Source organism: Streptomyces sp. NPDC044106 (assembly GCF_056433985.1).
In genome coordinates this window covers 89923-102807 of sequence record NZ_JBWKFZ010000017.1, presented here as the reverse complement: position 1 = coordinate 102807, position 12885 = coordinate 89923, and the positions used below count along the sequence as shown (strand labels likewise).

The 12885-nt window shown below is 71.0% G+C and carries 11 protein-coding genes; 3 read left to right on the top strand and 8 right to left on the bottom strand.

What is annotated here, in order from left to right:
* Positions 1-93 precede the first annotated feature (93 nt).
* The 6 genes from AC07DI_RS28930 to AC07DI_RS28905 form a co-directional block, all read right to left on the bottom strand.
* The gene (locus tag AC07DI_RS28930) at positions 94-1512 is read right to left on the bottom strand and encodes an NAD(P)/FAD-dependent oxidoreductase (RefSeq protein WP_478907010.1); all 1419 of its coding nucleotides are present in this window, start codon (positions 1510-1512) and stop codon (positions 94-96) included.
* Positions 1513-1543: 31 nt separating this feature from the next.
* Positions 1544-2347, bottom strand: coding sequence for an ABC transporter permease (locus AC07DI_RS28925; protein ID WP_478907008.1), 804 nt, complete (start codon positions 2345-2347; stop codon positions 1544-1546).
* Positions 2347-3291, bottom strand: coding sequence for an ABC transporter permease (locus tag AC07DI_RS28920; RefSeq protein ID WP_384250137.1), 945 nt, complete (start codon positions 3289-3291; stop codon positions 2347-2349). The genes AC07DI_RS28925 and AC07DI_RS28920 overlap by 1 nt, the downstream gene beginning before the upstream one ends.
* On the bottom strand, positions 3288-4448 hold the full coding sequence (locus tag AC07DI_RS28915; RefSeq protein ID WP_478907006.1) for an ABC transporter ATP-binding protein: 1161 nt from the start codon (positions 4446-4448) through the stop codon (positions 3288-3290). Before AC07DI_RS28915 ends, AC07DI_RS28920 begins: the two co-directional genes overlap by 4 nt.
* 112 nt (positions 4449-4560) lie before the next feature.
* Positions 4561-5811 carry a polyamine ABC transporter substrate-binding protein gene (locus AC07DI_RS28910; protein ID WP_478907004.1) on the bottom strand — a complete coding sequence of 417 codons (1251 nt, stop codon included), beginning with the start codon at positions 5809-5811 and terminating at the stop codon, positions 4561-4563.
* A gap of 54 nt (positions 5812-5865) precedes the next feature.
* Positions 5866-7368, bottom strand: coding sequence for a gamma-aminobutyraldehyde dehydrogenase (locus tag AC07DI_RS28905; RefSeq protein ID WP_478907002.1), 1503 nt, complete (start codon positions 7366-7368; stop codon positions 5866-5868).
* A 207-nt stretch (positions 7369-7575) separates the two neighbouring features.
* Here AC07DI_RS28905 and AC07DI_RS28900 point away from each other — a divergent pair, with 207 nt between their 5' ends.
* Positions 7576-8133, top strand: a complete 558-nt coding sequence (locus AC07DI_RS28900; protein ID WP_478907000.1) for an NADAR family protein — start codon at positions 7576-7578, stop codon at positions 8131-8133.
* A gap of 11 nt (positions 8134-8144) precedes the next feature.
* Here the strand turns inward: AC07DI_RS28900 and AC07DI_RS28895 are convergent, their stop codons facing one another.
* The gene (locus tag AC07DI_RS28895) at positions 8145-9422 is read right to left on the bottom strand and encodes an MFS transporter (protein WP_384250120.1); all 1278 of its coding nucleotides are present in this window, start codon (positions 9420-9422) and stop codon (positions 8145-8147) included.
* 76 nt (positions 9423-9498) lie between these two features.
* Between AC07DI_RS28895 and AC07DI_RS28890 the strand changes: the two genes are divergently transcribed.
* Positions 9499-10818, top strand: coding sequence for an aminotransferase class I/II-fold pyridoxal phosphate-dependent enzyme (locus AC07DI_RS28890; RefSeq protein WP_478906998.1), 1320 nt, complete (start codon positions 9499-9501; stop codon positions 10816-10818).
* A gap of 61 nt (positions 10819-10879) precedes the next feature.
* Here AC07DI_RS28890 and AC07DI_RS28885 read toward each other — a convergent pair whose 3' ends face one another.
* Complete coding sequence (locus AC07DI_RS28885) at positions 10880-11677, bottom strand: DUF4190 domain-containing protein (protein ID WP_478906996.1); 798 nt, start codon at positions 11675-11677, stop codon at positions 10880-10882.
* Between the two features lie 123 nt (positions 11678-11800).
* Between AC07DI_RS28885 and AC07DI_RS28880 the strand changes: the two genes are divergently transcribed.
* A complete protein-coding gene (locus AC07DI_RS28880) occupies positions 11801-12862 on the top strand; it encodes an adenosine deaminase (RefSeq protein ID WP_478906994.1) in 1062 nt (353 codons plus the stop codon).
* The last annotated feature ends 23 nt before the right edge of the window (positions 12863-12885 follow it).

The following is a 12885-nucleotide window of genomic DNA, read 5'->3' as shown; positions in this document are numbered from 1 at the left end:
GAGGAGGCGCACGGGGCGGGCGGGGCGTGCGCCGGTTGATCACGCCCCGCTCAGCGGCACCTCGAAGAGGCAGCGAAGTGCACCTCCGTACCGTCAGCTGTCGAAGCCGAGGCCCAGTCTGTCCATCGTCTTGAGCCAGAGGTTCCGCTTGCCGCCGTTGGCGTCGGACCGCGCCAGGGACCACTTGGTCAGCGCGACGCCGGTCCACGCGAACGGCTCGGGCGGGAACGGCAGCGGTTTCGTGCGGACCATCTCCAGATCCGTACGCTCCGTACGCTCGCCGGAGAGCAGGTCCAGCATCACGTCGGCGCCGAACCGAGTGGCCCCGACACCGAGGCCCGTGTACCCGGCCGCGTAGGCGACGCGGCCCTTGTGGGTGGTGCCGAAGAACGCCGAGAACCGCGAGCACGTGTCGATCGCGCCGCCCCACGCGTGGGTGAAGCGGACGCCCTCCAGCTGCGGGAAGCAGGTGAAGAAGTGCTCGGCCAGCTTCGCGTACGTCTCGGGGCGGTGGTCGTACTCGGCACGCACCTTGCCGCCGAACGGGTAGATCGCGTCGTAGCCGCCCCACAGGATGCGGTTGTCGGCGGAGAGCCGGAAGTAGTGGAACTGGTTGGCGCTGTCGCCGAGGCCCTGGCGGTTCTTCCAGCCGATCGCCGCCAGCCGCTCCTCGCTCAGCGGCTCCGTCATCAGCGCGTAGTCGTAGACCGGGACGGTGTAGGCGCGCAGACGCTTGACCAGCGAGGGGAAGATGTTCGTGGCGAGCGCGACCTGCCGGGCGAAGACCCTCCCGTAGGGGGTGCGGACCGCCATCCCGGCGCCGGCGGAGGCCAGCTCAAGCGCGGGCGTGTGCTCGTGGACGCGTACGCCCTTCGCCAGGCACGCCCGCTTGAGGCCCCACGCGAGCTTCGCCGGGTTCAGCATGGCGACGCCGTCGCGGTCCCAGAGGCCGCCGAGGAAGGTCGGCGAGTCGACGTGCTCGCGCAGGGCGTCCGCGTCGAGCAGTTCGGAGCCCCCCGCCAGACCGTGCTCCGCCATCTCCGCGTACATCTCGCGCAGTTCGGCCAGCTGGTGGGGCTCGGTGGCGACGTCGATCTCACCGGTGCGCTCGAAGTCGCAGTCGATGGAGTAGCGCTTGACGGCCGCCTCGATCTCGTCGAGGTTGCGGGCGCCGAGCTCCTCCAGCTTCTCGATCTCGCCGGGCCAGCGGGACAGCCCGTTGGAGATGCCGTGCGTGAGGGAGGCGGCGCAGAAGCCGCCGTTGCGGCCGGAGGCGGCCCAGCCCGCCTCGCGGCCCTCGACGAGGACGACGTCGCGCCCCGGGTCCCGCTCCTTGGCGATCAGGGCGGTCCACAGTCCGCTGTACCCGCCGCCGACCACGAGCAGGTCGCACCGGTCGTCGCCGGTGAGGGCGGGCTCGGGGGCGGGCCTGCCGGGGTCGTCCAGCCAGTACGGGACGGGCCGGGCGTCGGAGAGGGACTCGGTGAAACGGGTCATGGCGCGAGGGGCCATGATTTCCACTCCTTCAGAAAAGGGAAGAGCGTCAGTTCGCTTGCTTGTTGCGGCGCTTGCCGATCAGCATTCCGGCGAGCACGAGCAGCACGGCCACGAGGAACATCGCCGTACCGATCACATTGATCTGAACGGGCGTACCCCGCTGCGCGGATCCCCAGACGAACATGGGGAACGTCACAGTCGAGCCCGCGTTGAAATTCGTGATGATGAAATCGTCGAAGGAGAGCGCGAAGGCGAGCAGCGCGCCCGCCGCGATACCGGGCGCGGCGATCGGAAGGGTGACTCTCAGGAACGTCTGCACGGGACCCGCGTAGAGGTCCTGCGCGGCCTGTTCGAGCCGTGGGTCCATCGACATGACGCGCGCCTTGACGGCGGTCACCACGAAGCTGAGGCAGAACATGATGTGGGCGATGAGGACCGTCCAGAAGCCGAGCTGCGCGCCCATGTTGAGGAAGAGCGTGAGCAGCGAGGCGGCCATGACGACCTCGGGCATCGCCATCGGCAGGAAGATCAGCGAGTTGATCGCGCCGCGCGCCCGGAAGCGGTAGCGCACCAGCGCGAAGGCGATCATCGTGCCGAGCACGGTCGCGCCGATCGTCGCCCAGGTCGCGATCTGCAGGCTCAGCGAGAGGGACCCGCACATGTCGGCGACGCCGCACGGATTCCGCCACGCGTCGAGCGAGAATTCCTGCCAGGAGTAATTGAAGCGCCCCTTCGGCCTGTTGAAGGAGAACACCGTCACGACGACGTTGGGGAGCAGCAGATACGCGAGTGTCAGCAGGCCCGCGATGACGACGGCATTGCGGCGCAGCCAGCGGAAGAAGGCGGTCATCAGACGAGATCCTCCGTCCCTGACTTGCGGATGTAGAAGGTCACCATGAAGAGGATGGCGGCCATGAGGATGAAGGAGAGCGCGGCGGCCGTCGGGTAATCCAGAATGCGCAGGAACTGCGTCTGGATGACGTTTCCGACCATGCGGGTGTCGGTGGATCCGAGGAGGTCCGCGTTCACGTAGTCGCCGGCCGCCGGGATGAAGGTGAGCAGGGTGCCGGAGACGACGCCCGGCATGGAGAGCGGGAAGGTCACCTTGCGGAAGGTCGTGGACGGCCTGGCGTACAGGTCGCCCGCTGCCTCGTGCAGCCGTCCGTCGATGCGTTCGAGCGAGGTGTAGAGCGGCAGGATCATGAACGGCAGGAAGTTGTACGTGAGTCCGCAGATCACCGCGAGCGGCGTGGCGAGGACCCGGTCGCCCGAGGTGACGCCCAGCCAGCTGGTGACGTCCAGGACGTGCAGGGAGTTGAGGGCGCCCACGACGGGGCCGCCGTCCGCGAGGATCGTCTTCCACGCCAGCGTACGGATGAGGAAGCTGGTGAAGAACGGCGCGATGACCAGGACGAGGATGATGTTGCGCCAGCGGCCCGCGCGGAACGCGATGAGGTAGGCGAGCGGGTAGCCGAGCAGCAGGCACAGGACCGTGGCGGCGCCCGCGTAGAGCACCGAGCGCAGGAACTGCGGCCAGTAGTCGGTGAGGGCGTCCCAGTAGGTGGCGAAGTGCCAGGTGACCTTGAAGCCCTCTTCGAGCGAGCCGGTCTGTACGGAGGTCGACGCCTGGTAGACCAGCGGCAGCGCGAAGAAGACGATCAGCCAGAGGATGCCGGGGAGCAGCAGCCAGTAGGGGACGAGCCGGCCGCGCTTGCGGAGCTTGCGCGGGGGTGCGGTGCCGTCCTCGGGGGCGGCCCCGGGGGCCGGGGGCGGCGCGTCGGTCACGGTGGTCATGCGGAGGCTTCCTCCTCGACCTTCTCGACGCCCGCCTCGACGTCCTGTGCGGCGTCAAGGCCGAAGGTGTGCGCGGGGTTCCAGTGCAGGACGACCTCGGCGCCGGGGGTGAGGCGCAGGTCGCGCTCGATGTTCTGCGCGTACACCTCGAAGGAGGGGCAGACGGGGCTGCGGACGACGTACTGCGTACAGACGCCGATGAAACTGCTGTCGGCGATGCGGCCCGTGATGCGGTTGCGGCCCTCGGGGACGCGCCCCGCGTCGTCGGCGTGCGTGAGGGAGATCTTCTCGGGCCGTACGCCGACCAGGAGCTTGGCGCCGGTGACGGTGGGGCCACTACATCGGGCGGTGGGCAGCGTCAGCTTGCAGTCGCCCGCCTTGACGGTCAGGTCGTCGCCGTTCTTCGCGCCGATCTCCGCCTCGATGAAGTTGGAGGTGCCGAGGAAGTTGGCGACGAACGTGGTGCGCGGGTTCTCGTAGAGGTCGGCGGGGGCGCCGAGCTGCTCGACGCGGCCGCCGTTCATCACGGCCACGCGGTCGGCCATCGTCATGGCCTCCTCCTGGTCGTGCGTGACGTGCACGAAGGTGATGCCGACCTCGGTCTGGATGCGCTTGAGCTCCAGCTGCATCTGGCGGCGCAGCTTGAGGTCGAGGGCGCCGAGGGGTTCGTCGAGGAGGAGCACCTTGGGGTGGTTGATGAGGGCGCGGGCGACGGCGACGCGCTGCTGCTGGCCGCCGGAGAGCTGGTGGGGCTTCTTGCGGGCCTGCTCGCCGAGCTGGACCAGGTCGAGCATGTCACCGACCTGCGTCTTCACCGACTTGATGCCGCGGCGGCGCAGGCCGAAGGCGACGTTCTCGAAGATGTCCAGGTGCGGGAAGAGCGCGTACGACTGGAAGACGGTGTTCACCGGCCGCTTGTACGGCGGCAGGGCCGTCACGTCCTGGTCGCCGAGGTGGACCGTGCCGGAGCTGGGCTCCTCCAGGCCCGCGATCATGCGGAGCGTGGTGGTCTTGCCGCAGCCGGACGCGCCGAGCAGCGCGAAGAACGAGCCCTGCGGCACGGTGAGGTCGAGCGGATGCACGGCGGTGAACGAGCCGTAGGTCTTGCTGATCCCGGTGAGCCGGACGTCGCCGCCGGTGTCTTGAGCAGAGGTCATGGTGGGTCCAGGGGGAATCGAGGGGCAACAGGGGCGCCCCTTCAGGGGCGCGGGGAACTGCGCGACAAGCCACATGCGGCCGGCAGACGAACGGGCACCACCCGGCGCGGTGCTACGCGCCGCTGAGCCGCGCGAACTTCTGTTCGTACGCGGTCTCTTCCTTCGACGTGAGCGACCGGAACGCCCGCGACTTCTCCTTCATCTCCTTGTCGGGGATGATCAGCGGGTTCGACGCGGCGTCCGCGTCGATCTTCGCGAGCGCGTCCCGCACACCGTCCACCGGGCACACGTAGTTGATGTACGCCGCGAGGCGCGCCGCCGGCTCCGGCTCGTAGTAGTAGTCGATGAGCCGCTCGGCGTTGGACTTGTGCCGCGCCTTGTTGGGGACGAGGAGGTTGTCCGTGGACGTGATGTAGCCCCGGTCGGGGACGTGGAAGCCGATGTCCGGGTTGTCGGCCTTCAGCTGCACGATGTCACCGGCCCAGCCCAGGCACGCGGCCATGTCGCCCTTGGCGAGGTCGGAGGTGTAGTCGTTGCCGGTGAAGCGGCGGATCTGCTTCCTGTCGACGGCTTTCTGGAGGCGGGCGATGGCCGCGTCGAAGTCGTCGTCGGAGAAGTCCGCGGGGTCCTTGCCCATGTCGAGAAGGGTCATGCCGACGGTGTCGCGCATCTCGGAGAGGAAGCCGACGCGCCCCTTCAGCTCCGGGTCGTCGAGCAGCTCGGACACCGAAGTGATCTTCCTCCCGCCGGTCGCCTTCTTGTTGTAGGCGATGACGGTCGAGATGCCGGTCCAGGGGTACGAGTACGCCCGGCCGGGGTCCCAGTCCGGGTTGCGGAACTGGGCCGACAGGTTGGTGTACGCGTGCGGCAGGTTGGCCGGGTCGAGTCTCTGGACCCAGCCGAAGCGGATCAGCCGGGCCGCGAGCCAGTCCGTGACGCAGATGAGGTCGCGTCCGGTCTCCTGGCCCGCGGCGAGCTGCGGCTTGACCTTGCCGAAGAACTCGACGTTGTCGTTGATGTCCTCGGTGTACTTGACCTGGATCCCGGTGCGCTCGGTGAATGCCTCCAGGGTGGGCCGCCTGCTCGCGTCCTTCTCGTCGACGTCCATGTACTCGGTCCAGTTGGAGAAGGTGATCCGCTTCTCGGTGGCCGAGTGGTCGTCGGAGGAGACCTCGCCCTGCTCCTTGCCCGCCGCGGGGATGCCGCAGGCGCTCAGCGCACCGAGCCCGCCGACGGCGAAGGCGCCGCCCGCGGAGCCGCGCAGCAGCGAACGGCGGGTCAGGGCTCCCCTGCCGGAGCGCAGGCTGCGGTGCATGGCGGCCAGCTGGGCCGGGGACGGACGGTCGGGCTCGTACTGCTGCATACGCGTGGTTGCCCTTTCGGGAGGAAGGCGGCCGCCGGTCGTGCGGCCTGTCGGCTATCGGTCCCCGAAGATCGTGCGGTGCCAGTCCTTGCGGACCACCGCGGTGTTGTCGAACATGACGTGCTTGACCTGCGTGTACTCCTCAAACGAGTACGCGGACATGTCCTTTCCGTAACCGGACGCCTTGTAGCCGCCGTGCGGCATCTCGCTGAGGATCGGGATGTGGTCATTGACCCAGACGCAGCCCGCCTTGATCTCGCGGGTCGCGCGGTTGGCGCGGAACACGTCGCGGCTCCAGGCGGATGCGGCGAGCCCGTAGGGGGTGTCGTTGGCGAGCCGGATGCCCTCGTCGTCGGAGTCGAAGGGCAGCACGACGAGGACCGGGCCGAAGATCTCGGACTGCACGATCTCGCTGTCCTGCGCGGCGTCGGCGATGAGGGTGGGCTTGTAGTAGGCGCCGGGATGCGTGAGGGCCTCGCCACCGGTGACCACGCGCGCGTAGGACCGGGCCCGGTCGACGAAACCGGCGACGCGGTCGCGGTGCACGTGCGAGATGAGCGGCCCCATGTCGGTGTTCGGGTCGAACGGGTCGCCGAGCCGTACCGTCTCCATGAGGTCGGCGACGCCCTGCACGAACGCGTCGTAGAGCGGACGCTGCACGTACGCGCGCGTGGCGGCCGTGCAGTCCTGCCCGGAGTTGATGAGCGCGCCGGCGACCGCGCCGTGCACGGCGGCCTCCAGATCGGCGTCGTCGAACACCACGAAGGGCGCCTTGCCGCCGAGCTCCAGGTGGAGGCGCTTGACGGTGGCGGTGGCGATCTCGGCGACGCGCTTGCCGACGCCGGTGGACCCGGTGAAGGAGGTCATGGCGACGTCGGGGTGGCCGACGAGGTGCTCGCCGGCGTCCTTGCCCGCGCCCGTGACGATGTTGCCGACCCCGTCGGGGATGCCCGCCTCGGTGGCGGCCCGCGCGAAGAGCAGCGAGGTGAACGGCGTCAGCTCGGCGGGCTTCAGGACGATGGTGTTGCCCGCCGCGATCGCCGGGAGCACCTTCCAGGCGGCCATCTGGAGGGGGTAGTTCCAGGGGGCGATGGACCCGACGACACCGATGGGCTCGCGCCGGATGTACGAGGTGTGGTCCCCGCTGTACTCACCGGCCGACTGGCCCTGCAGATGACGGGCCGCGCCCGCGAAGAAGGCAGCGTTGTCGACGGTCCCCGGGACGTCGAACTCCCGGCTCAGCTTGATCGGCTTGCCGCACTGCACCGACTCGGCCTGCGCGAACTCCTCGGCGCGCTCGGCAAGGACGCCCGCGAAGCGGTGCAGGGCGTCGGAGCGCTCGCCGGGGGTGGCGCCCGCCCAGCCGGGAAAGGCCTCGACGGCGGCGGCGACGGCGGCGTCCACGTCGTCTCTTCCCGCGAGCTCGTACGAGTGGACCGCCTCGCCCGTGGCGGGGTCGACGACCGCGTGGGTGTTGCCGGAGGTCCCCTTGGTCAGCCGCCCGGCGATGTACTGCGCGCCGTCCGCGAAGTGGTCCCGCGCCTGGAAGTTGTGCATGACGCTCTCCTCCGCCGCCCTCCCCGTAGCGCAGGGGTCGGCGTAGCTCCAGATCGATTTGAGTGCCGATCCTGACAGAGCACCGGTGGCCCAACAAGTGATTCCGTTGTTGCCTTTTGGTTACGCGACGGAATCTGTCGACCAAGTGTCGAGTCGACGCGAAAAACCAGGGACGGAGTGTCAGTGGTGCGTGCCAGACTCGCGTGCATGACGAAGACGGACTCGGTCCGCTCGGTGGAAGCCCTGGTCGGCGCGGTGCGCGCGGGCGAGAAGGTGAAGTACTTGCACTTCTGGGGCCATACCCCGCGCAGGGACGGCTCGCTGGGCCCGAGCTGCCTCAGCCAGTGGTGGCCCTCGCCCTTCACCGCGGACGGCGTGGAGTACGCGACGGCGGAGCACTGGATGATGGCGGCCAAGGCCCGCCTCTTCGACGACGCGGACGCGGAGGGGGCGGCCATCGCGGCCCGGACACCCGCCGAGGCGAAGAACGCGGGACGGCTCGTGAAGGGCTTCGACGAGGCGATATGGGAGCGCGAGCGGTTCGGCGTCGTGGTCGCGGGCAGCACGCACAAGTTCGCCTCCGACCCCGCACTCCGGCAGTTCCTCGCCGGGACGGGCCGGCGCGTCCTGGTCGAGGCGAGCCCCCTGGACCGTGTCTGGGGCATCGGCCTGGCGGCCGACGACCCGCGAGCGGAGGACCCCACGAAGTGGCGGGGCCCCAACCTGCTGGGCTTCGCCCTGATGGAGGCACGGTCCCGGCTCTGACCGGGGGCGCCTCAAGTGGTCCGGGGCGCCACGGCGCGGTCTCTCGCGGGGCTTCGCCGGGTCAACCGCTTCCGTACGAGACGCCTCTGTGCCGCCACCGTCGCGATCACGCCCGCGCCGAGGACCGGCCAGGCGAGGGGTCCCGCGGCGATCACGGCGGTGACCAGCAGCGGGCCGCCGCTGCGCTGGGCCGACGAGGACAGTCCGTGCACCCCTAGGTAGGCGCCCTGGGCGTCGTCGGGGGCGAGCGCGATCGAGAGTTCCCAGGACGCGATGGCGTGGAGGATCTCCGCGAAGGTGAGGGCGGTCGCCGCGACCGTGAGGGCGGCGACGGCGAGCCAGGTGCCGCCGGCCGTGGAGACGGTCAGCGCGGCGCATCCGACGACGAAGCACGCCGCGAGGGGGACGAGGAGAGCGCGGGCCCGCTCCGGGGTGCTGCCGAACCGGGACAGCGGCACCTGGCAGCAGACGACCAGGACGCAGTTGAGCACCATGAGGAGCGGCGCGAGGCCGGGCGGGGCATCGGTGGCGTGGACGATCCACAGGGGGATGCCGACCTGCAGCACCGCGTCGTCGAGGAAGAGGGCCGCCTCGGTCCCGGTGAAGAGCAGGTAGGAGCGGTCGCGCCAGGGGTTGGACTGCGGGGCCGCGGGGGCGGGCGCGGTGGAGCCGGTGACCACGCGGGACGGTGAGGGCGGTTCGGCGCAGCGCCGGGTGAGGACCGCGGCGGCGAGGAAGCTGACCACGTTGCCGATGAGCAGTGCCTGGTAGGCGTGGGTGGTGCCGACGGCGAGAGCGAGCGCGCCCGCGAGGCCGCCGATGGCCCAGCCCGCGTTGGAGACGGTGCGCTGCACTGCCTGGTACCTGGTGCGGTCCTGGCCCGCGATGCGGGCGGCGTACAGCTTCGTGAGGACGTTGGCGCCACGGTCGGCGAGGCTGTTGACGGCCGAGTACAGCAGGAGCAGGGCGAAGTTGTCCGTGGTCAGCAGCGCCAGCAGTGCGACGGCCTGCTGGAGTTGGGAGGCGATGATGATGCGGGTGACCGGGAAGCGGTCGGCGAGGTGGCCCGCGAGCGGTGCGCCCGCGATGCCGACGGCGCCCGAGACACCCATGAGCACGCCGACCTGCGCGACGGAGAGCCCCGTGACCAGGGTGAAGTAGAGAGCGGCCGCGCCCATCCAGAGGCCGGTCCCGGCCTTGTTGATCAGGGCGATCCAGAGCATGCGGCGGCCGTCGGCACCTCCCGGTATGCGTGCGTACAGCGCGGACCGCTTACGGCTGAAGCTCACCAATCCCCCTTGGCTCGCGAATGATTCCGTGGTTCCGACTTGACTGGCGATTTTGTACTGTTACATAATCACTTACGTGGCAGCACAATATGTGATCAGTGGGTCGACCGCCAAGGGCATTACGGCGTCGGTCGAACAGGCGGTGGCCGACGGCGGGTTGACGCCGGGCGCCGCGCTGCCTCCGGTACGCAGGCTCGCCGACGACCTGGGCGTCAGCGCGGGCACGGTGGCGACGGCGTACAAGGAACTGCGGCAGCGCGGGATCGTGGTGACCCGCGGCCGGGGCGGGACGGTCGTGGCGCAGGCCCCGTCGGTCGGGACCCGTCGGCCGCCCAGGGCGCCGCACGGGGTGCGCGATCTGGCGGGCGGGCATCCGGATTCGCGGCTGCTGCCGGTGCTCACACCGCCCGCGCGCGTGGAGCCGGTGGGCGGTTCGCACCGCGCCGCGCCGCGCCTCGCGCGACTCGAGGAAGTGGCACGGGAGTGGTTCGCGCGGGACGGGGTGCCCGACGACCGGGTGACCTTCGCCCACGGAGCGCTCGACTGCATGGCCCGGTTGCTCTCGGTGGAGCTGAAGCCGGGCGACACGGTGGCCGTGGAGGACCCGGGCTTTCACCATCTCCTCGACCTCGTACCGGCGTTGGGGCTGCGGATGGCGCCGGTGGCCGTGGACGACGAGGGGATCGGGCCGGAAGCGCTGCGTGCCGCGCTGCGCGCGGGCGCCAGGGCGGTCGTGTGCAGCCCGCGTGCGCAGAATCCGGTGGGCGGCCGCTTCACGGCGGAGCGGCGGGATGCGCTGCTCGAGGTGCTCCGCGGCTTCCCCGACGTGCTCGTCATCGAGGACGACCACAACGCCGAGGTGGCGGGGGCGGCCCCGCACTCACTGGCGAGCGGCGGACTCGCACGCTGGGCGCAGGTGCGCACCGTCTCCAAGCATCTGAGCATCGACCTGCGATGGGCGGCCCTGGCCTGCGACGCCACCACGCTCGCCAGGCACGAGGGGCGGATGCTCCTCACCTCGGGGTGGGTCAGTCACGTACTGCAGGAAACGGTCGAGCGGACGATGACGGACGCCGCGGCGCGCGAGGTGGTGGGCCGGGCCGAGCGCGCCTACACGGAGCGCCGTGAAGCGCTGATCCGCGAGCTGGCGCTGCGCGGGATCCCGGCGCGGGGGGCCAGCGGCATGAACGTGTGGGTGCCCGTGCGGGACGAGTCCGCGGTGGTCAACGGGCTGCGTTCGCGGGGGTGGTGGGTGGCTGCGGGGGCGCGATTCCGCATCGCCACGCCCACCGCCGTGCGCGTCACGACGTCTACGCTGGAGGTGGCGGAGGCGCCCCGCCTTGCCACGGACTTCGCCGCCGTGCTCGGGGAGTCGGAGGCGACGTACGGGGGGTGAGCGTACGGCGGGTGAGGCGGGCCGGGTCCGCCGCCGTGGGGCGGGACGCCGCAGGGCGGGACTACGCCCGGACGGGAAGCACGGCCGAGGTGGCCGGTGCGGCCGTCGTGGCCGCCGTGGCCGAGTAGCCGGGGTCGTCGTCCCGTGCCGCGCCGTCGTCCGAGTCGTCGTCCGTCACCACGACGAGGAGCACCAGCATGGCCACGGCCAGCGCGATGCCCGCCGCCCCGCAGATGATCCCCGCGAGCGCCTGGCCGCCGTTCGTCGCCTCGCCCCTGCGCGCCTTGCCGCGCCCCACCGCGCCGAAGATCACCGCGAGGATGCCGAGGACGATCGCCAGCGGCCACAGGAAGAAGCCGACCGCCGCGATGATCCCGAGGACGAGCGCGGCCACGCCCATCCCGTTCGCGGGCGCCATCGGCATGCCGGGCCAGCCGTAGCCGGGTGCCCCTTGACCGCCCGGGTGGCCCGGTTGCCCCGGGTAGCCCGGATACCCGTACCCGGGAAACCCGCCCTGCGGCCCCGGGTACCCGCCCTGCGGCCCCGGGTACCCGCCCTGCGGCCCCGGATACCCGTACGGCACCTGCCCCGGCCCCTCCGGCGAGACCGGAGGCGGCGGCACCGGCTCCCCGGGCGCCGCGAACGGAGCGCCACCGCCCTGCGGAGGCGGGAACGACCCCGGCATCGACGTGAGCGTCCACTGACCGTGCACCGGGGGCGGCGGCCCCGCCGGCCTCGCGTCCTCGACCGGCGGCGCCCAGGGGTCCCGCTCCTCCGCGCCACCAGCACCGGCGCCGGCACCGGGCACGACGTCACCCTCGGACTCGGACTCGGACTCGGACTCGGACTCGGCGGACATCGGATCACCCTCTTTCGTACGTTCCGTCATGCTACGGCCCTCGATTTTCCCGCGGCGACCGCCGCCTACGATGATCCCCGACCCACCGATCAGCCGATCAAGCCCGTTCCTGGGGAGGAACCCGTGACCGAGCAGCAGACCGCAGCCGCGCAAGACGGAGACCCGCACGCCTTCATCGCGGGGCTGCCCAAGGCGGAACTCCACGTGCACCACGTCGGTTCGGCCTCCCCCCGCATCGTCTCCGAGCTCGCCGCCCGGCACCGCGACTCCACGGTGCCGAGCGACCCCGAGGCGCTCGCCGAGTACTTCACGTTCACGGACTTCGCGCACTTCATCCAGGTCTATCTGTCCGTCGTCGACCTGATCCGCACCCCGGACGACGTGCGCCTGCTCACCTACGAGGTGGCCCGCGACATGGCGCGGCAGAACGTGCGCTACGCCGAGCTGACCCTCACCCCGTTCTCCTCGGTCCGCCGCGGCATCGACGACCGTGCCTTCATGGACGCCATCGAGGACGCCCGCAAGGCCGCGGAGAACGAGTTCGGCACCGTACTGCGGTGGTGCTTCGACATCCCCGGCGAGGCCGGGCTCGAGGCGGCCGAGGAGACGGTCCGGCTCGCCACCACCGACAGGCTGCGCCCCGAGGGCCTGGTCTCCTTCGGGCTCGGCGGGCCCGAGATCGGCGTGCCGCGCCCGCAGTTCAAGCCCCACTTCGACCGGGCCCGCGCGGCGGGCCTGCGCTCGGTCCCGCACGCCGGCGAGACCACGGGACCCGAGACGGTCTGGGACGCGCTCACCCACCTCGGGGCCGAGCGCATCGGCCACGGCACCACGTCCGCCCAGGACCCGAAGCTGCTCGCCCACCTCGCCGAGCACCGCATCCCGCTGGAGGTCTGCCCGACGTCGAACATCGCGACCCGCGCGGTCCGCACCCTCGACGAGCACCCGATCAGGCAGTTCGTCGAGGCGGGGGTGGTCGTGACGGTCAACTCCGACGACCCGCCCATGTTCGGCACCGACCTCAACACCGAGTACGCGGTCGCGGCGCGCCTCCTCGGCCTCGACGAGCGCGGCATCGCGGCCCTCGCGAAGAACGCCGTCGAGGCGTCCTTCCTCGACCCGGCGGGCAAGGCGGCGATCGCCGCCGAGATCGACACGTACACGGAGACGTGGCTCGCGCGGTAATCCGCCTCCCGTGACCACAATGG

Coding starts and splice junctions, on each gene's coding strand:
- AC07DI_RS28930 (WP_478907010.1), bottom strand. CDS start 1,512: ATGGCCCCTCGCGCCATGACCCGTTTCACCGAGTCCCTCTCCGACGCC.
- AC07DI_RS28925 (WP_478907008.1), bottom strand. CDS start 2,347: ATGACCGCCTTCTTCCGCTGGCTGCGCCGCAATGCCGTCGTCATCGCG.
- AC07DI_RS28920 (WP_384250137.1), bottom strand. CDS start 3,291: ATGACCACCGTGACCGACGCGCCGCCCCCGGCCCCCGGGGCCGCCCCC.
- AC07DI_RS28915 (WP_478907006.1), bottom strand. CDS start 4,448: ATGACCTCTGCTCAAGACACCGGCGGCGACGTCCGGCTCACCGGGATC.
- AC07DI_RS28910 (WP_478907004.1), bottom strand. CDS start 5,811: ATGCAGCAGTACGAGCCCGACCGTCCGTCCCCGGCCCAGCTGGCCGCC.
- AC07DI_RS28905 (WP_478907002.1), bottom strand. CDS start 7,368: ATGCACAACTTCCAGGCGCGGGACCACTTCGCGGACGGCGCGCAGTAC.
- AC07DI_RS28900 (WP_478907000.1), top strand. CDS start 7,576: ATGACGAAGACGGACTCGGTCCGCTCGGTGGAAGCCCTGGTCGGCGCG.
- AC07DI_RS28885 (WP_478906996.1), bottom strand. CDS start 11,677: ATGTCCGCCGAGTCCGAGTCCGAGTCCGAGTCCGAGTCCGAGGGTGAC.